This is a genomic window from Blautia glucerasea (assembly GCF_020537505.1).
Lineage (GTDB): Bacteria > Bacillota > Clostridia > Lachnospirales > Lachnospiraceae > Blautia_A.
In genome coordinates this window covers 1-22,478 of sequence record NZ_JAJBMO010000004.1, presented here as the reverse complement: position 1 = coordinate 22,478, position 22,478 = coordinate 1, and the positions used below count along the sequence as shown (strand labels likewise).

General features: G+C 45.4%; 20 protein-coding genes. 19 read left to right on the top strand and 1 reads right to left on the bottom strand.

Annotated features, from left to right (window positions below; all coding sequences use genetic code 11):
- Positions 1-69: 69 nt before the first annotated feature.
- The 14 genes from LIQ05_RS04490 (at position 70) to LIQ05_RS04425 (ending at position 13,739) form a co-directional block, all read left to right on the top strand.
- Positions 70-3,384 carry a phage tail tape measure protein gene (locus tag LIQ05_RS04490; protein WP_215661373.1) on the top strand — a complete coding sequence of 1,105 codons (3,315 nt, stop codon included), beginning with the start codon at positions 70-72 and terminating at the stop codon, positions 3,382-3,384.
- 13 nt (positions 3,385-3,397) lie between these two features.
- Entirely contained in the window at positions 3,398-3,844 is a 447-nt protein-coding gene (locus LIQ05_RS04485; protein ID WP_215661371.1) for a DUF6711 family protein, read from the top strand.
- Entirely contained in the window at positions 3,837-5,252 is a 1,416-nt protein-coding gene (locus LIQ05_RS04480; RefSeq protein WP_226818950.1) for a hypothetical protein, read from the top strand. Before LIQ05_RS04485 ends, LIQ05_RS04480 begins: the two co-directional genes overlap by 8 nt.
- A gap of 14 nt (positions 5,253-5,266) precedes the next feature.
- Positions 5,267-6,529, top strand: coding sequence for a hypothetical protein (locus LIQ05_RS04475; RefSeq protein WP_226818948.1), 1,263 nt, complete (start codon positions 5,267-5,269; stop codon positions 6,527-6,529).
- Complete coding sequence (locus LIQ05_RS04470; protein ID WP_215661365.1) at positions 6,529-6,864, top strand: serine/threonine protein kinase; 336 nt, start codon at positions 6,529-6,531, stop codon at positions 6,862-6,864. The genes LIQ05_RS04475 and LIQ05_RS04470 overlap by 1 nt, the downstream gene beginning before the upstream one ends.
- A gap of 92 nt (positions 6,865-6,956) precedes the next feature.
- On the top strand, positions 6,957-7,580 hold the full coding sequence (locus LIQ05_RS04465; RefSeq protein ID WP_226818946.1) for a hypothetical protein: 624 nt from the start codon (positions 6,957-6,959) through the stop codon (positions 7,578-7,580).
- The gene (locus LIQ05_RS04460) at positions 7,580-8,869 is read left to right on the top strand and encodes a leucine-rich repeat domain-containing protein (protein ID WP_226818944.1); all 1,290 of its coding nucleotides are present in this window, start codon (positions 7,580-7,582) and stop codon (positions 8,867-8,869) included. Before LIQ05_RS04465 ends, LIQ05_RS04460 begins: the two co-directional genes overlap by 1 nt.
- A 15-nt stretch (positions 8,870-8,884) precedes the next feature.
- Complete coding sequence (locus LIQ05_RS04455) at positions 8,885-9,157, top strand: hypothetical protein (RefSeq protein WP_215661356.1); 273 nt, start codon at positions 8,885-8,887, stop codon at positions 9,155-9,157.
- A gap of 16 nt (positions 9,158-9,173) precedes the next feature.
- Complete coding sequence (locus LIQ05_RS04450; RefSeq protein WP_215661354.1) at positions 9,174-9,320, top strand: XkdX family protein; 147 nt, start codon at positions 9,174-9,176, stop codon at positions 9,318-9,320.
- A gap of 3 nt (positions 9,321-9,323) precedes the next feature.
- Positions 9,324-9,767, top strand: a complete 444-nt coding sequence (locus LIQ05_RS04445; RefSeq protein WP_226818942.1) for a holin — start codon at positions 9,324-9,326, stop codon at positions 9,765-9,767.
- Between the two features lie 58 nt (positions 9,768-9,825).
- On the top strand, positions 9,826-10,749 hold the full coding sequence (locus LIQ05_RS04440; protein WP_215661352.1) for an N-acetylmuramoyl-L-alanine amidase family protein: 924 nt from the start codon (positions 9,826-9,828) through the stop codon (positions 10,747-10,749).
- 122 nt (positions 10,750-10,871) lie between these two features.
- The gene (locus tag LIQ05_RS04435; RefSeq protein WP_215661350.1) at positions 10,872-12,170 is read left to right on the top strand and encodes a tyrosine-type recombinase/integrase; all 1,299 of its coding nucleotides are present in this window, start codon (positions 10,872-10,874) and stop codon (positions 12,168-12,170) included.
- A 98-nt stretch (positions 12,171-12,268) separates the two neighbouring features.
- Entirely contained in the window at positions 12,269-13,033 is a 765-nt protein-coding gene (locus LIQ05_RS04430; protein WP_226819263.1) for an N-acetylmuramoyl-L-alanine amidase, read from the top strand.
- A gap of 100 nt (positions 13,034-13,133) precedes the next feature.
- Entirely contained in the window at positions 13,134-13,739 is a 606-nt protein-coding gene (locus LIQ05_RS04425; protein ID WP_226818940.1) for a YdcF family protein, read from the top strand.
- Positions 13,740-13,840: 101 nt separating this feature from the next.
- On the opposite strand, the gene LIQ05_RS04420 is transcribed toward LIQ05_RS04425, so the two are convergent.
- Entirely contained in the window at positions 13,841-15,127 is a 1,287-nt protein-coding gene (locus LIQ05_RS04420; RefSeq protein ID WP_226818938.1) for an HlyC/CorC family transporter, read from the bottom strand.
- Positions 15,128-15,423: 296 nt separating this feature from the next.
- Between LIQ05_RS04420 and LIQ05_RS04415 the strand changes: the two genes are divergently transcribed.
- The 5 genes from LIQ05_RS04415 to secD all read left to right on the top strand — a co-directional run bounded on the left by LIQ05_RS04415 (position 15,424) and on the right by secD (position 22,269).
- Positions 15,424-17,424 carry an MSCRAMM family adhesin SdrC gene (locus LIQ05_RS04415; protein WP_226818936.1) on the top strand — a complete coding sequence of 667 codons (2,001 nt, stop codon included), beginning with the start codon at positions 15,424-15,426 and terminating at the stop codon, positions 17,422-17,424.
- Between the two features lie 72 nt (positions 17,425-17,496).
- Positions 17,497-17,847, top strand: a complete 351-nt coding sequence (locus tag LIQ05_RS04410) for a TIGR04086 family membrane protein (RefSeq protein WP_226818934.1) — start codon at positions 17,497-17,499, stop codon at positions 17,845-17,847.
- Positions 17,848-17,979: 132 nt separating this feature from the next.
- Entirely contained in the window at positions 17,980-18,120 is a 141-nt protein-coding gene (gene scfA / locus LIQ05_RS04405) for a six-cysteine ranthipeptide SCIFF (RefSeq protein WP_021926839.1), read from the top strand.
- Between the two features lie 281 nt (positions 18,121-18,401).
- Positions 18,402-19,769 carry a thioether cross-link-forming SCIFF peptide maturase gene (gene scfB / locus LIQ05_RS04400; protein ID WP_226818932.1) on the top strand — a complete coding sequence of 456 codons (1,368 nt, stop codon included), beginning with the start codon at positions 18,402-18,404 and terminating at the stop codon, positions 19,767-19,769.
- A gap of 73 nt (positions 19,770-19,842) precedes the next feature.
- Positions 19,843-22,269 (top strand): protein translocase subunit SecD, encoded by a 2,427-nt coding sequence (gene secD / locus LIQ05_RS04395; RefSeq protein WP_226818930.1) that lies wholly within the window; start codon positions 19,843-19,845, stop codon positions 22,267-22,269.
- Positions 22,270-22,478: the final 209 nt, after the last annotated feature.

Here is a 22,478-nt window from a genome sequence, read left to right as displayed (position 1 = left end):
AGGACAGGCATTATTTGCCGAGCCGCGAAAGGTTGAAAGCCTGAGTGTGTTGTAGATGGAGGTTTAGATATGGCGAATAAAAAGCGCGCGATTGGCGCTATCATAAAACTTGACGGCGAGAATGCTTTCAAAAGTTCAGTGAAAAACTGCCGCTCGTCCCTGGCTGCAATGCATTCTTCATTGAAGAACATTCAGGCCTCATATGCGGGAAATGCTAACAGTCTGGAGGCATTAATCGCAGTCCAGGAAAAATACGGGGAGATGCAGTCCACCGCAAGAGCACAGGTGGAAAAGATGTCCACCGCATACGAAAGGAGCCGAGAGGCACAGCAAAAAACGAAAGAAACAATGCTGCAGATGCTGGAGGCATACAAAAGGGCCGAAGAGTCTTTACAGGAAATGAAAGACAGCGGCGAGGCATCCGCCGATGCGATAAAACAGCAGCAGGAGGCAGCAGATAAGGCTTATCAGTCATATCTTGATTATTCCGAGCAGGTGGAGAAATGCGGCAGCAGAACCGCATATTTTCAGAAGGCATTGGAGGATGCGAAGGCGGCCGAGCGTGAGGCCGGTTCAGAGGTTGACCGTTATGCGAGATATATTGAGGAGGCTAGAGAGAGCGCGGATGGGTGTTCTCATAGTATAAATGAGTTCGGGGAAGCCGTTTCAGAGTCAGGAGAGGCAGCAGACGCCGCAGGCGGTGCAATGAACGTTTTTGCCGGTGTTGTCGGCGGTAATATTGCCACAGCCGGCATTGAAAAAGTCTGCGACTGGTTAAAACAGGGTGCACAATATGCCGTAGAGGTTGGAAGCGGCCTGGAATCCAGTTTATCAAAGGTACAAGCCCTTTCAGGTGCAACCGATGCAGAAATGCGTGAGTTAAAGGCAACCGCCGAAGATTTGGGACGGATTTCAAAGCGTTTCAATGCTGAAGATGTCTCCGATGCCTTCGGTTATATGGCGCTGGCCGGCTGGAATGTTCGTCAGCAGCTGGCGGCAATTCCGGGTGTAATCAACCTGGCAACCGCGTCAGAAATGGACCTGGCGGAAGCGTCCGATATGGTGACAGATTATTTAACGGCATTCGGTTTAAGCGCAGATTATGCCGGAAAGATGGCCGATATGTTGGCGTATGCACAAAGTCACAGCAACGCCACAACGGCGCAGTTTGGCGAGGCATATAAGAACAGTGCGGCGTCACTAAATGCGGCCGGGCAGTCTATACAGACCGTAACGGCATTGCTTGAAGCATACGCCAATCAGGGGCGTAAGGGAAGTGAGGCGGGAACCTCTTTATCCGCCACGATGCGCGACATCACAAGCAAAATGAAAGACGGGGCAATCCAGATTGGCAATACCTCAATTGCCGTTCAGGATTCTAACGGTAATTTCCGTGACCTCATTGACATTATGTCAGATGTAGAGGCAGCAACAGAAGGTATGGGAAATGCCCAGCGTTCAGCGGCCCTGAGTGCAGTGTTTACCGATGATTCTATTAAGGGCGTCAATATGGTGCTGCAGGAGGGCATGGACAATGTAAGGGGCTACCGCGAAGAGCTGGAAAACTGCGACGGAGCAGCCGAGCAGATGGCAGAAACGATGTCCGATAATTTACAAGGAGCCATGGCCAGCGCCAGCAGTGCCGCAAACGGCCTGGGCGATGCGGTATATGATTACATAAAAGGGCCGCTCACAGATATGTTTGATGGCATTGCAGACGGCTTAAACGGCATCACAGACGCAATCAAAAAGCAAGAGAGCGAGCTTGACCTGTTCATAGACCAGGTAGAAAAGGCCAATGATAAGGTGCAAAACACAATCAGTCAGGCAGACACTGATTATGCTGAAGGCATGGCGAATGCCGAGACTGTGAAATACTACATAGATATCATAGAGCAGGCAAGAAGTAAGACGGAACTAACCGAATATGAAACTTTCCAGCTAAACAATGCGATTGAGACGCTAAGCGGGACCATACCGGAACTCAACCAGTATATCGGAGATACTAACAAAATTCTGGAATTGTCAGCGTCCGATTTTGAGACATTAAAGGATACTATGGTTCAGTCCTACCAGGAAATCATTGCCGCAGCGATTGCCGCAAAGAGAAACGCCTATGTCATGGCAAAAGCAGATGCGGAGATTGCGAGGGCACAGGCACAGTCTGCGTTGGATGAGTCTGACAAAAAGATAAAAGAGCAAAAAGAAAAAATCAAAGAGATTGAAAAAAGGCAGGACGAAGCCAAATTCAATGATTTCAGCGGTAACTATAAACTGACAAAAGAGCTCAACGCCGCCAATGAGGAAATGACCGATTACCTGCAGAACCAGCGAGAGGCGACATCCGAGCTAAAGAAGGCTGAGGAGCAGTATTCCAAAACATCCGAGACGGTTGAGGATTTTGACAACCGCAGCAAGGAATTATATGAGGATTACGGGCTGTATGTAAACCAAAGCGGCAGCCTGACGACGAAAACCATAGAACAGGCAAAGGCTGATGAGGAGGCTGCGAAGGCTAGTGAGAGTTTAAGTGATGCCGTAGAGGATACCGCAGCCGCCTATATAGATGCCGCAGGGAATATTCAAAGCGCAGATGTTTCTGCAGCAATAGAGTCACAATTAACCGCGGCGGCGCAAAATGTAGAGGATTTTAAAGATTCTCTTAAAAATGCTTTTTCTTCTTTTTCTCTTTTTGGTGATACGGAAGGCCTCATGGATATATACACATCATCCAGCAAGGGGCAGATGGAGAAAAACGCGCAGATATCACTGGATATCATGGGAAAGTATGCCGATGAGTTAAAGAGTCTGAGTCAGCGCGGGTTATCTGATGAGTTTTTGAGTTATCTGACCGAGCAGGGTCAAAGCGGGCTGGAATATGTACACAACCTGGCAACCTGGACATCTGACGCGGAATTGCAGCAATTCCAAAAGCAGTTTGACGAGTTCAGCAGCTATACAAGCGGGACGAATGAGAGGGTTGATGACATTATGCAGGCATACACGGAAAACATCATGGAAGGTGTCACCGATGGATACAATGCATGGTATGAGTTCGGCATTCAGTCCACACAGGGTCTGCTGGATGCGATAGAACAGGCTAAAGCAGCGATGCAGGATGAGAATTTCAGCGGGGATTTTACAGACGCAATGAAGAATGTTCTTACTACCGGTTACAGCCAGATACAGGAGGACCGGAGCCGGAAGCAGGCACTAAGAAGCGAGGTGCAGAGCGACCGCGGCATTGGTGCATCTATGGCAGATTTAACTATTAGACCGGAGATTCAAAATGAGGTTAAGGTGTATCTGGACAGCGAGGACGTGAGCGCCGCAGCACTAAAGCGGCAGGCGAGCAGCTACCGTATTACAGGTATGCGAAAGTGAGGTGGTGAGTGATATGTATAAAGGCTATATTTTAAGGATTGGACAGCTGAGACTGGACGAAGCGGAAGATGGGGGATATATTTCCCCCGGTTCATATAAGGTCTCTGCAAATAAAGAGAAGATTGACGATTGGACAGACTATAACGACGTCCGGCATGTAATTTATTCAATCGGTAAAAAGACTGAAATTTCATTTGAAACACCTGGCAAGCCGAATCTGTTGACGGAAGAAGAAATTGCAAAAATTCTTGAGGCGTTAGAAACGGCAAAGCATACCGGGGCTGGATTAAATAAAGATTCCTATATGCTGGATTACTATGACCCGAGAACAGGAGAATACGTAATAGATAAGGATTTTACACTGGAGGATATCAACTTTACTATAGAAGGAACAAGCCCGGAACATGTCTATTATAGTCCGGTGAAGTTCATTTTCCGGGAGGTGAGCAGCGTTGACTGATAAGATTTACAACAACGTTCATTTTTCCCCCGATTATGTAAGAGAAAATCCGGTTATCATAACAATAAAATCACTGGACAAAAAGTTTGATGACCTCACGCATTACAATCTGGTGCGAAAGAGCGTAAAGTTGAAGCAGACCTTATGCAGCGAGCCCTATTTTCTCTGGGGCGGTTTCAATTCGTCTCAACTAACCTTTGAATGCTACGCGGATGCACTAAAAGATAATGCCCCGGAGGGTAAAATTCAGCTGACAATCACCCCGACTGTATACAAAGATGGCGCTTTAAGCGAGCGCTTAAACAGCGAGGAAACGGCGCTTTTTACAGGTTATATTGAAACGGCAGAGCCGACCAATCTGCCGCAGCATTGGAAGGTTACGGCGTATGATAGACTGTACAGAGTACGAAATAATAACATTGCACACTGGCTGTCAGAGACAGTAAAGATTGCAAAAGAGAACGGAAAACATTTTACCTGGCGTGAAATGATACACCAAATCGGGGCGCAATTGGGGTTACTGATTTATCACGATGAAGACCTGCCAGCAATATCTGACGCAGTATTTTTCCCGGATAATCAGGACATTACGACTGAAAACGGCGTTGATTTGCTACGTGATTTTGCATTATGCCTGCAGCGTTTCGGCATAGTAGACGGAGAGGGCAATTTGAGATTCATAGAGGCTCAGGACAGTAAAACCGGCACAGAATGCTACTGCATTGATACATATGACCCTGATAAACTGAGATACAGCGCCGGTCACGTATGGCTGCCAAAATTCTTTACATCCGAGCCAAGAAGTAACATTTTTTATACTACCGGAGACACTACGACCGAGGAGGACTATTTCAATAACTGGTATACAATCAAGAACAGCCCGGTAATCGGCAACCAGGATTACATCAATGAAAAGTATGGTTGCGATGAGTACGGAACTCCAAATCCTGCATATAGTGCGGCAAATATGCCGGCAGGGCTCTTTGATACGAGTAAGATATGTCTAACTAGCGGAGAAGAATTTTACCAGCAGGAGTATAACATAAAAACATATGCAGACCCGACAATCCCGATGGGTTCAGTGCTGCATATAAGAAAAAACGGGGTGGTTGTGATTCGGTCTTATATCATGCAAAGAACGATTACCTTTATAAGCCGGCAGGCTATACAATGCGAGTACAGCGCCAGCAACTCACCATATAATGAAGCCGTTTCCGAATTGGATTACGGCGTAAGAAGCGCAAATGTTCTGGCAAATGAAACCAGCGCAAGAATGCCGTTCATTTCAGACGGCTCAAATCTCACAAAATTGAGAGCCCATAAAGTTCTGTCAAAGAGCGATTACAGCGCCCTCAAAGAGAAAAGGGCAGATACGATATACTACGTATACGACGACAGCACGAGTTAAAGGAGGCGGGGAAGATGAAATATGCAATGTATTATGGCGGCAAAAAGATTCTGCCGCCGGATAATATCAAACAAATTTATCACGGCGCCCGCCTCATCTGGGAGCGAGCAAGCGAGCAGCTGGCCGATACAACGCTCAGGTATTATAGATTCACTAAAAACGGCCTGTTATGCCCGTATGTAATCAGCCGAGGAACCGACAAAGAAGCAAAATTTTTCAACGTTCACGGTCAGAATATTTTTACAGTTTCTTTTTCAAATTTTCTTGATGATAATGAAAGCGCATCATTTCTATGGAACGATACGCCGCTTTACGGTGTGCACGTGTTAAATGATGGCGCAATTGTGGAAAGTGAGACCGCCTGGTATATAGAGGGCGGGGAAACTGCTGAAAGTTTTATTTGTCACACATTCGCCCCGGAGCTGACCGATACCGAGGAACAATGGGGCAGCATTTTTTCAAAGATGTCAAATTATTTGTCCGCTCACCCTAACCGCCCGAATTTTAACGGCGGGGGCGGAATGATTCCAATGCATTTTCCTATGGGTTACATAGAGGGAGCGGAGCAGGCCGAGACCGTATCCCGCCCGCCAATGCTGGCATATATCAAAGATGGAAAACTGGTAACGGATACTGGGTATGCGGTGCTGGCGGTATGCGGTGAGTCAATGGTGTGTGCAGAGAGTGCATATATCAGCGGCAGCGGTCCTAACGCATACGGAAAAATCACCGAAAGGGCGCTAGACGGTACATATATCCGGGATTTGATGAGCAGCAATCAGCGAATTATCAATTACACGAGCGCGGAGAAGGCCCGCCGGTTCTATATGGCTGGAGATTATGTTACATATTATTCAATACATAACAGTAAGCAGTATCTAACCGTAAAGCCAAAAACAGCGACAAGCACACTGTATAATCAAGATGGTTATAATAACTCAACTCTGGACACTATCCCGGAAAACGTATTTTATTATGGCGGTTACTACTATCTGCTCAGGAGACGGAGCACCGACAAAATCGGCTTTCTATTCAGAGGAACAACACCGGAGGGTGCAAGCAATTTTGACTATGAATGGACGGCTGAAAACGGCATACCTGCATTGGGTGATTACGATATTGCCCCGGATTATTTCAATGAACCCGGGCAGTATTGGATAGATGAGAAAAACGGCATTTTATATGCAATCGGGCAATCAACCGAGAAAGACAGTAATGGAAGATATGATTACAAAATTATTCACCTGCAGTTAGAGAAAGCAGGCGGGGAGGCATAATGGAACAGTTATTTATTACGGCAATTACAATAATTTGCAGCATTATCGGTGCGGTTTCTGCTGCGTTTGGCATTGTAAAGAGTATGACAGAAAAACACGAGAAAGAGCGCAAAGAGAGGGAAGAGCGGCAAGAAGCGCTACAATTGATAATTCTGAAATCGTTAGATGGTGCGCTAGATTTATCAATCAGTACAGCCACTGCCATTAGTAGAATCCCGTCCGCCCACTGCAACGGCGATATGCACGCGGCATTAAAGGCGGCGCAAAAAACAAAAGAGGACCAGCGCCGAGCCCTCACGGCGGCAGGCGTTTCACATATGATGCATGATGACTAACCAAGCCCCGGAGCAATCCGGGGCGATTTTTATTTTTCGGAGGATTTGTCATATTAACTATAAGGAAGAAAACTACAAGGAGGCATAAAACAATGAGTATGATGCCAAAAAATGGAACGATATTAAATTCAGCCGGCGAGCCAGTGAATTGGGTTGATGCGCTGAGCGGTGGAGTCAAAACCGGAGAAAGATATAATATGGATACGATTGCGCCGATGACAGGCGAGTTTTTAAACAGCGCCGGCGAAGCGGTAAACATTGCCGATGCATTAATCGCATTTCTGTCAGGTGGTTCTGGCGGTGGAGGCGGTACAGTCTCACTGCAGACACTCACAATTACAGTAAACGGAACTGCATATACATATGACGGCAAGACCGCAATTGAGATTCCAATCAATACCGGCGGAGGCAGCACCCCGGCAGCATCCGAGCCGCTGACAATTACAATTGGAGACCAGGAGTACACATACACCGGAGCAGAGGCTGTAACCCTCACGATTCCGGCAGTAACGGATAACCAGGTCCTGACAATCAAGTATGGAACAACTACATATACATACGACGGCAAAAACCCCGTTACCGTAGAAATCCCGGAACCGGTAACACCAGAACCGGCACAGGCTTTAAATATCACGATTAACGGCAAACGATACAGCTACGACGGCAGCACACAGATTGACATCGTGATGACCGCAGCAGAGGAGGGAGTATATTAATGAGCAATATTTTAACAGTTCAGGAAACATCCCTCACATCTATTGCCGATTCAATCAGAAAAAAAACGGAAAAAAAAGACAAATTGGCATTCCCCGCCGGTTTTGTATCAGAGATTGACAGCATACAGACAGGCGGAGGCAGTGCACCGGCAGAAGAAATCAAAGAGAAAGATGTTAATTTTTTTGATTATGACGGAACCCTGATTGCCTCATATACCGAGGCAGAGGCGAAGGCGTTGACGACATTACCAACGCCGCCGGAACATTCCGGGCTGGTGTTTCAGGGGTGGAATTACACCCTGGAGGAGGTTAAAGCCAATGCTGAAATGGCAGACATTGGGGCATTGTATACGACCGATGACGGGGCGACGAGGCTGGAGATTGAAGTTTTAGAGAGACGCGATATTCGTGTGAGATTTTCGCAGACTAAAGCGTCAGGTGTGCTGATTGATTGGGGAGATGGAAAGAATGAGCGGTCAGCGGCAGTCTCTAGTGATGTCTCTTCTACTCACATTTATAACCAGCCGGGACGATACACAATTACACTGACAATTGATGAGGATTGTGACCTTTTATTTGGAGCAAACGCACTACCTCTAATTAGCATAGATTCCATAGACACTTCCGAGGGATGTAATACACTGAGAAAGGTATATATTGGAGATAGGGTTACGAAATTTAACAAGGGCATATTCCTCAAGAATTATGCATTACATAGTGTATCTATGAACCAAGGGATAACGGCACTGGCTGATGAATGTTTTAAATGCTCATCAATTGAGTTTATGACAATTCCGTCAGGAGTTGAGGCTATACCGTACAGCGCATTTAATATGTGCAGCTGCCTAAGAACCATTTCACTCCCGGTGAGTGTCCAAAATCTAGAGCAGAATGCAATCTATCAGTGTAATGCGTTGAAAAGACTAAATTTTAAAAACATCGTAAACCCGCAAGAAGGAGCTGTCGCTTACGATAATGCAATCAGTGAAATTGTCGTAAATGCAGGTATCGCGTATATTCCGAATGAATTTTGCAGGAACTGCAAGAGTTTAGAGAAAATTTCTTTTCTTGGGAATGTAAAGATTTTTTATTCAGGCGCATTATCCGGTTGTTGGAGTCTAAAAACTGTTAACCTGACGCATTGTAAGGCAGTGCCGACAATGCAAGATGCAACGATATTTAACGTGGCTAGTTCTGACCTGGAAATCCTAGTCCCTGCCGCCCTGGCCGATGAATGGAAGCAGACGACAAACTGGACGAGACTAGCAGAATATATTAAAGGAGTATAAGGAGGATTTTTTATTATGATTATTTCAGAAACTGTCAAAATAGACGACAAAAACTATACCAAAACCGCCTCAGACAGCGGGTTCTATATTGAAAGAAACGGCATCCGTTATGTTGAGGCGATAGACCCGTTGGGAAGCTGCAGAGAATACACCGAGACTTCTGAGCTCATAGAGACCGAGCCGGAGACAACCGAGGCGAAATTAGAGCGAGTGTCTGCAAAGGTGGAAAAGATTTCTGCCGACCTTGAGTATCTGGCCATGATGACAGATACCGACCTCGAGAACTAAAAAGGAGGGTAAAAAAATGAGTAAAAAATTTGGCACTGTAAAAAGATTCTACGACCGCGGATTGTGGAGCAAATCCCGGGTGCATGATGCGGTGGATAAAATGTGGATAACAAAAGAAGAGTACAAAATCATCACAGGTGAAGGTTTTGTGGAGGAGGTGTAAGAGATGGAGAAATTAAAAGCAAAATTTAACGCCTGGCTGAAAACTAAATCCGGGCAGTGGTGCAAGGCAGCAGGAATCAGGGCATTAAAGACTGTTCTGTGTGCTGCTATTGGTCTTATTCCGGCAGGTGCTACAATTTCAGCAGTAGATTTTCGGCTGATGATTGGTATGGCGCTGTGTGCTGGTGTGGCATCAATCATCACGAGTCTGGCCGGATTGCCTGAAATCAAGGATAAGAGTATGCCGTGGTGGAAAGCGGCCCTTATACGATGCATAAAAACTTTTGGACAGGTTGCGGCGCCTCTCATACCTGCGAGTGTGGTTATATCTGCCGTAGATTGGAAAACAATACTTAGTACAGCCGCGTTGGCCTGTCTGGCGTCAATCCTGATATCAATGAAAACCGGATTGCCAGAGGTAGACAACGAGGAGAAGGGCGCCGAGTGAGGCGCCAAGGGGGGGCGGTTTTGCCGCCCCTTACTATATTTAAAGGAAGGTGAAAAAGATGACGATTAACAAAAATATCACTAACATAAATCATACCGCATTACATAGAACAAAAGCCGATATCAAATATATCGTGGTACATTATGTGGGCGCCCTTGGAGATGCGAAAAATAATACAGAGTTTTTCAAGAACATTAACAGGCACGCCAGCGCCGATTTATTTGTTGGGTTCAACGGTGACATCTGGCAGTGTAACGACTATTACACGCATTACAGCTGGCATTGCGGCGGAGACCGTCAGACGCAGTATGGCGGGGCGTTTTACCAAAAGTGCACAAATGCAAATTCAATTGGAATTGAATTATGTGTTAAAAAGAAAAACGTTGAGAGTTTGGGAGACTGGGATACTGACTGGTACTTTGAAGATAAAACCGTTAATGCGGCAATTGAATTAATTAAAAAACTCATGAAAGAACTGGACATTGACGCCGAACACGTAATCAGGCACTACGATGTAAACGGCAAAATCTGCCCGAACCCATGGTGTGATAAAATCCACCCGGGAGAGTGGGAGAAATTCAAAGCGAAATTGACAGCTGCCAATACTACGCCGGCAGCCCCAGCCGCATCCGGTCAATTATACCGAGTGAGAACCGCATGGAACAAAGCAGCGTCACAGATTGGGGCGTATAGAGTTCTGGAAAATGCGAAGGCGAATTGCCCGGAGGGGTATTCCGTTTTTGACAGCGCTGGAAAGAAGGTCTATACACATAAAAAGGCCGCTGCCGCAGATGGTTCATTCCAGGTACAGGTGACGAGTAAGTATCTGAGAATCCGAAAAGCAGCCAGCATCAACGCCGGCGTTTTGGGTTATACCGGAAGAGGCATTTTCACAATTACTAAAACATCCGGGGATTGGGGTTATCTGAAGAGCGGCGCGGGATGGATTAATATTAAGATTGACTGTGTAAAACGGTTATAAGCGCCGGGAGGTGTTTTTCAAGAGAGGGAAACCTCTCTTTTTTTTAAATTTTTTTGCCGTTTTATCGTTTTTCAAAAAATCCAGCATATTGCCTTCAAACACGAATACGGAGGGAAGGCAATATGGCAAACGTTAGCGATAAATTATTGGAAATGTTGGTAAAATCTGGTAAAATTACTGCAGATGACATGAAAGCGGCGAAAATGCTGGAGATTCAGGAGGTATTGATGGAGAACAGCGTTATAACGCCGAAGATTACGGAAAGGCAAAAAGGCGGCGTTACACAGTATTACTGTGTACTGCCGGCGAGATATTCAAAAGATGGCAAGCGTCATCAGATTGTATGTAATACACGCGAGGAGGTAGAGCAGAGATTTCAGCAGGCTGCATACGATGCAATTACAGACGCCAATAGTGAAAACATCACGGTTGCGGATGTTATGCAGAAATGGTTAAAGAGCCGAAAAGAGGGGGTCAAGGGCCAGACGCAGAGCGGATATTACGGGATGTATGAAAATCACGTAAAAAATTCGGCATTCGGGCAGTCACGTATTGCGGACGTGAGGTTACCGGAATGCCAGGAGTTCATTAATTCGCTCTACAAAAAGGAATTGAGCAAATCCACTATGAGTCATATCAAAAGCGCAATGTCAATGGTTTTTGAGTATGCTGTCGCACATGATATTATATTAAGAAACTATTTTTCATATGTCAAGATAAACACGAATTTATGTAGTACAAAACGTACTCACGAAACGGACGCATGGAGCGACGAAGAGATATTGCAGTTATGGGACGCATCAGAGCGGTTTTGGAGGACAAGATGCAAATACCGGTTCAGTGCAATTATGTTATTTCAGATTTTTTCAGGTATGAGAATCGGGGAAATCATTGAGGCAACCTGGGATGATGTGGATTTTGAGAAAGGATTGTTTCATATTAATAAGACTCACGCCCTGTACAAGGATTATGAAGCGGGGATGATGGTAAGCGAACCCAGCACTCCGAAGACCGAGAACAGCCGCCGAGTAATTGAACTGAATGACGCGGCACTGTATTGGCTGAAAGAAATGAAACACCGAAACGAGCAGCAGGGCATTGACAGCAAGTTCATTTGCTCAAGTTTTAGGAATACCCTCATCCCGCAGCCGGATATGGCAAAGAGGTATAGAGTTTTTTGCCGTGCTGCAAATCTGCCATATAAACCAAGCCATGCAGGCAGAAAATCATATGTCACAATGATGTATGAGCGCGGAATCAACTTAACAGATATCAGTTCTGATGTCGGACATAAATATCATACCACAACAGAGAACATTTATCTGAAAGAGCGCCATAAAAAGGAATCCACGCTAGGTCAAAAAAACGCAGCGATTCTGGCAACAGTTGGCAACAGGTTGAGAACCTCAGAAACCGCGTAAAATCAAGGAAAAATAACATAACACCAATTACCAAGTTGCTTTTGGTATTTTTTTACATATTCTAATAGAGAAATAGTATTTTGGAAGGAAAATTTGACATGCCGTATTCTATTATGATTGACGCCGGGCATGGCGGAAACGATCCAGGTGCCGTATATAAAGGCCGTAGGGAAAAAGACGACAACCTTGCTCTGGCTATGGATGTAGGAAGGATTTTGTCTGAAAACGGAATTGAAGTTTTATATACAAGAACTACAGACGATTATATTTCTCCATTTGAGAGGGCAAAACTGGCAAATGAGGCGAAGGTGGATTATTTTATTTCGTTTCACAGGAACAGCAGTCCTGAGGTGAACCAGTATAACGGAGTGGAAGTGCTGGTTTATGACAAAAGCGGAATCAAATATGAGATGGCGCAGAACATTGTAGGGGCATTAGGGGAACTGGGCTTTCGGGAAATCGGAGTTCAGGCAAGACCAGGTCTTGTTGTGCTGCGAAAAACAAAAATGCCGGCACTTCTTATTGAGACTGGATTTATAAATTCTGATGAAGACAATAAAATGTATGATGAAAAGAATGAGGAGATTGCCCGGGCTATTGCCGGTGCAATCCTTGGAACACTGGATCAGCAGCAAGGCGAGGAGCCGATGTACTACCGTGTGCAGACCGGTGTTTTCCGCAAACGGGAGAATGCAGACCGGATGCTGTATATGCTTCAGGAAAAAGGCTATCCGGCATATATTTTACAGGATGGTGAATTTTATAAGGTACAGGTGGGGGCATTTTTGCAGCTGGACAATGCCATCCGCATGGAGCAGCGGCTTCGGGATGATGGCTACAGTACGCTGATCGTGACGAAATAAGAAGTCAGCAGAAATGTGCTTTGGGGTAGAAAAAGGAGAAAAAAGAAGCTATAATGTAAAGAATTGGAAATACCATATGGGATAGAAAAGGGGATAAAACGTGGATTACACTGAGTTTTTGAAAAATACAGAGGATTTTGTTTTTGCAGAAAATAAACCAGAGAAGGCAGACATTATTTTTGTGCCTGGAAATGGTTTTCCGGAGATGGCCGAAAAAGCGGCTTCTTTATATAAAGAAGGCTATGCCCCTTATGTTTTACCAAGCGGACGATATAGTATTACTTTGGGGAAATTTGTAGGTGTACAGTCGAAGAAAGAACTTTATGATGGAAATTACGAGACGGAATGGGAATTCCTAAAAACAGTGCTTATGAAAAATGGAGTTCCAGAAGAGGCAATTTTTAGGGAAGACCAGGCTACATTTACCTATGAAAATGCAATTTTTTCCAGACAGGTGACGGATCTTCACAGACTTCCGGTGAAAAAAGCAATTCTCTGCTGCAAAACTTATCACGCCAGAAGATCCCTGATGTATTATCGACTTTTATACCCGGAGACAGAGTTTCTGGTGTGCCCGGCGTGCCCGGATGGGATCACCAGAGAAAACTGGCGGGAAACAGAAGCCGGAGTGGAGGCTGTCACCGGAGAAATCGGCCGGATCATAAAGCAGTTCTGCCTGATGCTGGGAGATAGAGGAAAGGCGTAGAAACAGAAAATCCGAATGTTCTTATAAAAGAATAAGAAACATTCGGATTTTTAGCTAGTCCATATAGGCAGAAGAATTGGACGCGAAATTATGATTTTTGTTTAAACGTTGTTGGTCTCTTCGGTATCTTTGCGCTCCGGAAGCCAGATGTGCACCAGTTCAATACGATTCTTATCTAACTCGTCCACAACCAGATGCATGCCGTCCTCCAAGGTAACGGATTCTCCCTCCCGCGGCAGGCAGTCAAGCTGCTCAATAATATAGCCGCCTACAGAGTCATAGTCCTCTGATTCAAGATGGGTTCCCAGAGATTCATTGATATCATCCAGTTTGGCAGAACCAAGCACCTCATATTCTCTGCCAGGCTGGATCTCACGGATGGGCTCTTCCTCATCCTCGTCATATTCATCCCGGATTTCTCCTACAATCTCTTCCAGAAGGTCCTCCAAAGTGACAAGACCAGCAGTAGAACCGTACTCGTCAAGGACAATTGCAAGGTTCACAGAAGCCTTCCGCATTTCCATCATAAGGTCTGTGGTGCGCTTATATTCATAGGTGAAATAAGGCTCGCGAAGAATCCTTCGGATAGAAAATGGTTCATGTTCCGGATAGAGAAGAAGATCTTTCACATTGATAATTCCAACTACATTGTCTGTATTGTCCTCATAAACCGGAAAACGGGTATGCATATCCTCCTTAAAAACATCCATAAGCTCCTGGTACGTGGAGTCCACATCAATAAAGGTCATGTCGATTCGGGGGATCATAACATCTTTGGCAGCAGAATCGCCGAAATCAAACACATTGTAGATCATCTGCTTTTCTTCCCGCTCAATAACACCATTTTCCTGTCCCACATTTACCATGGAACGAAGCTCGTGCTCAGTGATGGTATCCTTCTTGGCATTGGGATCTACCCGAAGGACAAAAAGAATGCCGTTTGCAAGCTTTCCAACAATATAAATGACAGGAGTCAGCACTGTCATAAGGGCATAAACCGGTCTTGCGTAAGAAAGGGCCAGGTCATCGGCTTTCAGGGTGGCAATGGTCTTCGGGGTAATCTCTCCGAAGAGAAGAACCAGAAGAGTCATAACACCGGTAGCAACACCGATATACATGCTTCCAAACACTTTCATGGTAAAGGTTGTGGCAAGGGAAGAAGCAGCGATGTTTACAATGTTATTTCCAATTAAAATAGTGCTGAGCATTTTTCCTGAATTGGAAATTACCTTCTCCAAAGTAATCGCACGCTTGTTGCCCTGTTCAGCCAGGGAATGGATGCGGATGCGGTTGGCTGCCGTCATAGAGGTTTCTGCAGAGGAAAAGAAGGCGGACAAAAGCACCAGAATCAATATGGTGACCGCCTGTATAGGGACACTTGAATCCAAACTATGTTCACTCCTTTTTTATAATAATGTTAAGAAAGAATATACATGATTCAGAGTGAAAATGCAAGGAAAACAAAAAGGGGAAAAACAACGAAAAAATAGGATATAAAAAATAGAATTGGGGGGTGTCGAAAAAGGTAGAACTGTGTTATAATTCGGTGTGGTAAAGAATAAAATAAATTGTTACAGAATATTTACAAAAGAGTAAAGATTTGATATAGTATACGTTAAAGAAAAAGAAATGCTTACATTTTGATCATATAATTAATTTATATATATACAACAGAGGTGCCAGGATGAAGAAGAAAAAAAACGTTATGTACAGAAAAAGTGTATCCTTACTTGCGGCAGCTGCAATGACAGCAGTTTTGATGACCGGACAGGCTTATCCGGTTACTGCGTGGGGACAGAACACCGAGACCACACTTGAGACATCCAGTCTCATTCCGGATAATATTACCATAGACCAGCCAATAGCCCTTTCAGAAGTGACATTGCCGAAAAGTGATTATGGAACCCTTTCATGGGTGGACACATCTTTTGTTCCAAATAAAAGAGTCCAGTCCTGTGAAGTTGTGTTTAAACCAGCAGAAGATGTGGATCTTTCCTATCTTTCCGGCTGGGATGCGGATAAAAAGGTTGTGAAGGGCAAGATCACAGTCGTAGTCAGCAGCATAGAAGGGGAGGGGGAAGCAGTATCATCCGAGCAGACACCGGCAGAAGATTTCCTTTCTGGCACAGATACTGTGACGAAAGATGATTCATCACAGAATGATGCTTCAGATAAAAATGCTGATGCTCCATCAGAAGACCAGAAAACAGAGAATATAAAAGAAAACACAGCAGATTCTGGCAAGGAGAATACCGATACCGAGGACAGTTCATCAGCAGATGAAAGTGAGACAGCAGCTGACAAGGAAGAAATTTCTCAGGATACGGTTACTGGAAGTGCAGAAGATATTTCCAGTGATGCAGAAAATGTGACTGTTGGCACAGAAGCTCCAGATGAATCATCTGACGAAAGCCAGACAGAAAATGATACAGCATCTTCAGACCAGAAGGCTGAAGCAGATACCAGAGACGACACAGAAGCAGATAACAGCCTATCTGCAGCTGACAGTACAGAAACAGTAGACCCGCTAGAAGGAACTGGTAAGCTGAATGAGAATTTTGGCGCAGCAATGCCAGGAGCGACTGTCCTGGACGGCAGTGATGAGGCTGATGAGTCGGAGGAGAAATCTGCAGAGGAAGAGGGAACAGAAGGTGATCAGAAGAACATTTTCGACAATCCCCTTGATTTTTCACTGGCAGATTCAAGACCTGACACAGCAGAGGACAATCTGACAGAAGAAGAGCAGGCTGCAAGAGCAGCTGAGAACCACAGCTGTGAGGGCATTTCCGTATCTGGAATCGACCTTCCTTGGTATGTTCAGTTCCAGGTAACCAGCGGCAATAGCTATGAATTTAAGAATGAAGAGAAAGCCACTATTTTCCAGTCCTATGAGTTCAAATTATGGAATCTGAAGAATAATACAGAGTATGAGATCCCGGACGGACAGTATGTAAGTGTAACCATTCCGGTGAAAGAGGGATACGAGTACTCCATCGAGCATCTCCTTGACAATGGCGCCACAGAGACCATTGTTCCAAGTGTAAATGGAAGCACCATGATATTCAGTACACATTCCTTCAGTCCCTTTGGAATCGCAGGTTTCCGTCCGATCGTAGGGGAGGATATTGCAAATGGCGCTTACGGGGATAAAGGTACACCTACCCCGACACCAACCCAGGCTATTAGCGGGACTCCTACACCATCCCCGTCTGTAACTGGAACAGGTACTAATGGAACAGCAGGAACAGCTGGAAATGGTACAGGAACTTCCAATGGAACCAGCGGAAATGGAACTGGAAATTCAGATAATTCCGGTACAGAAAGCAACTCTGGAACCACAAATGGTACTTCTGGAACTACTACAGGCAGTGCAGAAAACGGAACTGGCAGCTCCATAACAAATGGAACTTCTGGAAGCGGAACTTCCGGAACTGGCACTTCAGCAGGGACATCCCAGGGTACAACCAGAACAGATGGTACTTCCGCAAATGGAACAGAAAACAGCTCCAACGGTACCTCTGGTGGACAGACAGCTGGGACTACAACTGGAAGCAATGGCCAGAACCAGACCTCAAGTGCAGTAAAAACCGGCGATAACACAGTGATCCTTCCGTTTGTGATCCTTGTGATCGCAGCAGCGGCTGTTATCATTATTGTGATCATAGTCCGCAAAAAGAAAAAATAAATAACAGGCTTTGACATAAGACGAATAACCAGGTCAGCCCTTCCATATATTGCATATGGGAGGGCTGTTTTTATGAAAATGAAAGCAATTTTAAAATCCTTACTTTTTTCTTATGCAGTTACTGGAATATTCCTTTTGTTTCTGGCATTCCTTCTGTTCCAGTTTGACCTGGGGGAAAAGCCGGTGTCGGCAGGAATTGTAGCTGTTTATATTTTGTCCTGCCTTTTAGGAGGCTTTCTGGCAGGAAAAATCCTACGCAAAGATAAATATTTATGGGGGATTCTGGTAGGTGTTTTTTACTATCTGCTTTTAATTACGGTATCTTTTGTGGCAAAAGGAAAATGGGATATGAGCCTGATGCATGCAGTAACTACGTTCCTGATGTGTCTGGGAGGCGGTGCTCTTGGGGGCATGTTATCCTGAAAAAATACAGCTTGAGGGATTCCATGAAAGAATCCTGGAAGATTCCCGTCTAAGCCTATAAAAAAATGCTTTAAAAATAAAAAAAAATATGGTATACTAGGCAAAGATTATATACATAAGGAGGCTAATACTATGCAGCATATCAAAACATTAAATACAAAGAATCTGCAGAACACTGTAAAGAAAGGCGGTTGCGGCGAGTGCCAGACATCATGTCAGTCCGCATGCAAGACATCCTGTACAGTAGGAAACCAGAGCTGCGAGAATAAATAACTTACTATGAAAGTCCCAGATGGCGGCTGGGCAGTTGAGCAAGCTCGCTTGCTCGGCTGTACAGACATCAGACGGGCTAGACCGTAGGAGTAAGTAGGGCGGTAGCCCGGATTACGAATGCGGTCGGCAGCTGTGGGAGCGCCATTGGCGCGGAGCAGCTGACTTTCATAGGAATGTCGCCCACAGGCGACATTTCCTTCGCAACTGGGAACAACGGTAAGCAGCGGTGTAAAAACCGCTGCTTATTCATGCAATAGGAAAGAATGAAAGGATATATTAACATGAGTCTGATTCACCGTTATCAGAACAATGGCTATAACATCGTGCTGGATATCAACAGCGGATGTATCCATGTTGTGGACGAAGTGACCTACGAAGTACTTCCTTATATGGAAGAGGGTCTGGACACAGCTGCCATTGTAGGAAAACTGGGAGATCAGTTTTCAGAAGAGGATATTAAGACATCAGTGACAGAGTGTGAGAAGCTGAAAGCTGACGGCATGCTTTTTACCAGGGATGTATACGAAAATGCCATTGATGCATTTACCAAGAACCGTCAGACAGTGGTGAAAGCCCTCTGCCTGCACATCGCCCATGATTGTAACCTTGCCTGTCGCTACTGCTTTGCAGAAGAAGGAGAGTATCATGGAAGACGAGCTCTCATGTCTTTTGAGGTAGGGAAGAAGGCACTGGATTTCCTGATCGCCAATTCAGGCTCCAGACACAATCTGGAGGTGGATTTCTTTGGCGGCGAGCCGCTTATGAACTGGAAGGTTGTAAAGGATCTGGTAGCATACGGCCGTGAGCAGGAGAAGCTCCACAATAAGAAATTCCGTTTTACCCTTACTACCAACGGCGTTCTGCTGAACGATGAGGTAATGGAATTCTGCAACAAAGAGATGGGAAATGTGGTTCTCAGTATTGATGGCCGCAAGGAGGTTCACGATTTTATGCGTCCGTTCCGCAAGGGAGCAGGAAGCTACGATCTGATCCTTCCGAAATTTGAGAAATTTGCAGAATCCCGCCACCAGGACAAGTATTATGTAAGAGGAACCTTCACTCACCATAATCTTGACTTCTCCCAGGATGTCCTTCATCTTGCAGACCTTGGCTTCAAGCAGATTTCCGTAGAGCCTGTAGTGGCAGATCCATCTGAGGAGTATGCGCTTCGCGAGGAAGACCTGCCGAAGATTATGGAAGAATACGACCTTCTTGCGAAAGAGATGATTAAGCGTGAGAAAGAGGGCAAAGGCTTTAATTTCTTCCACTTTATGATCGATCTTACCGGCGGTCCCTGTGTATACAAGAGACTCTCCGGATGCGGAAGCGGCACAGAGTATCTTGCCGTAACTCCATGGGGGGATTTTTACCCATGTCACCAGTTTGTTGGTGAGGAAGAATACCTGATGGGAAATGTGGATGAGGGAATTACAAGACCTGACATCCAGAAAGATTTCGGATGCTGCAATGTTTATACTAAGCCAGCCTGCAAGGAATGCTTTGCAAGATTCTACTGCAGCGGCGGATGCGCAGCAAACGGATACCATGCCCATAAGGATATCAGAAGTAATTATGAAATCGGATGCGAGCTCCAGAGGAAGCGTGTGGAGTGCGCCATCATGATAAAAGCCGCACTGGCAGAAGACTGATAGCACTTCGCCAGCTGCGAAGATTTCTGTCAGCCCCTGCTTTTGCGAAAAACAAAAAAGAAGGGACAGAACAATGAAAAAATCAAGAGGTATCTTAGTCCTGATCCTGACTGCCATCGTTACCGTGTTCTTTTGCTATACGGCTGCTGTAGGTATTGGCCCTACGGGAACCGGTTCCATGAAGAATATCAAGACCGGACTTGATCTGGCAGGTGGTGTCAGCATTACATATCAGGCGAAGGACAGCAACCCAAGCAGTGAAGACATGAGTGATACCGTGTACAAGCTGCAGAAACGTGTTGAGCAGTACAGCACAGAGGCTCAGGTATATCAGGAAGGCTCTGACCGTATCAATGTAGAGATTCCTGGTGTAACAGATGCAAATGCCATCCTGGAAGAACTTGGCCAGCCAGGTTCCCTCTGCTTTATCACACAGCAGGACGATGATGGAAACGCAAACTTCCAGGCAGATTCCAACAGTGAGACAGGATATTCCCTGGCAAGAAGCCTTGACGAGATCCGTGCAGCAGGCTCTGTAGTTCTGGAAGGTACTGATGTGGCAGATGCTACAGGTGGTGCGATCCAGCAGCAGAATTCCAGCAGCAGAGAGTATGTAGTAGATCTGACTCTTACAGATGAAGGAAAGACCAAATTCGCTGAGGCAACCCAGAACAATGTGGGAAAACAGATCGCCATCATCTATGATAACGGTGTATTAAGCGCTCCGAAAGTAAACGAAGCCATCACAGGCGGTAAAGCACAGATCAGTGGTATGGAAAGTGTTGAGAGAGCACAGGAGCTTGCTTCTTATATCCGTATCGGATCTCTTAGCCTTGAGCTTACAGAGCTTCGTTCCAGCGTTGTAGCAGCACAACTTGGTGAGGAAGCTATTTCCACCAGCCTTATTGCAGGTCTGATCGGTCTGATCATCGTAATTCTGTTCATGATCATTGCTTATCGTGTACCTGGTGTGGTTGCAGGCTTCTCCCTGATTTTCTACACAGCAACCATTCTGCTTACCTTAAATGCATTTGACATTACCCTTACGCTTCCGGGTATTGCAGGTATTATCCTTGGTATTGGTATGGCAGTGGATGCAAACGTTATTATTTATGCACGTATCCGTGAGGAAATCGGTGCAGGTTCTACCGTAAGAGCCGCTATCAAGGCAGGTTTTTCCAAAGCCTTTTCCGCAATCTTTGATGGAAACATCACAACCCTGATCGCAGCATTCGTGCTGATGTGGTTAGGAACCGGTTCTGTTAAAGGTTTCGCATATACACTGGCACTTGGTATTGTGATCTCCATGTTCACAGCACTGGTATTCTCCAGACTTGTGATCAATGCATTATATGCAGTTGGTGTTCGCGATGAGAAATTCTACGGCAAGACCGAAGAGAAGAAAGTTATCAATTTTGTTGGAAAGAGAAGATTCTGCTTCACCCTTTCCATTATCCTGATCTTTGCAGGACCGGCAACTATGCTGATCCACAAAGCTACAGGTGGAAATGCCCTGAACTACAGTCTTGAGTTCTCAGGCGGTACTTCCACCAACGTTACCTTCAACGAAGACATGGACATTAAGACCATCGACTCTGAGGTTACACCTGTTGTAGAAGAGGTTACAGGAGATAAAAATGTACAGCCTACCAAGGTTGTAGGAACGAATCAGGTTATCATCAAGACCCGTTCCCTGGATCTTGATGAGCGTGAAGCATTGAACCAGGCACTTGTTGACAAGTTTGGTGTAGATGAATCCCTGATCCAGGCAGAAAGCATTTCCTCTACTGTCAGCAATGAGATGAGAAGAGATGCAGTAGTAGCGGTTATTGTTGCGACTATCTTCATGCTTCTTTACATCTGGTTCCGTTTCAAGGATATCCGCTTTGCAGGCAGTGCAGTACTTGCACTTCTTCATGACGTACTGGTTGTCCTTACATTCTATGCGATTTCCAGAATTTCCGTAGGAAATACCTTTATCGCTTGTATGCTGACTATCGTTGGTTATTCCATCAACGCCACAATCGTTATCTTCGACCGTATCCGTGAGAATCTTCATGGAAGCAAGCGCGTAGATGATATCGAGGAAGTGGTGAACAGGAGTATTACACAGACACTTACCAGAAGTATTTATACTTCCCTTACTACCTTCATCATGGTAGCAGTTCTTTACATCATGGGTGTATCTTCTATTCGTGAGTTTGCTGCTCCTCTGATGGTTGGTATTATCTGCGGTGCTTATTCTTCTGTATGCATTACCGGAGCATTGTGGCTGGTAATGAAGAAGAAAATCGGCGGCGGACAGGCACAGACTGTAAAAGCTGTAGCTGGTTCTGCACCGGCGAAGCAGACTGTTTCAAATGCAAAGGCACCAAGTGCTCCATCTGCAAATGGACAGGCGGCACCGAAGAAGAAAAACCGTAAGAGAGTTCAGGAGCGTCTTGCAGCCCAGGAAGCTGCAAAGAATGCCGGGGACAGTACATCTGAGGAAGAAAAATAAATAAATGAATTTCAAGCCAGGACAGGCGGGAACATCTGTCCTGGCTTGCTTTTTGTGTAAAATTCTATTACAATTTAGTACAGTGAGTTGCTATTTTGTGGGTTGGTCGTTACCCCGTACGCGATTTCACAATGTATATTCACCGCCGCGCGGAGCAACGTTCCGGCAAGCTAGCTGGTAACTACGACTAAGGCGCTCGGGAGAGCCCT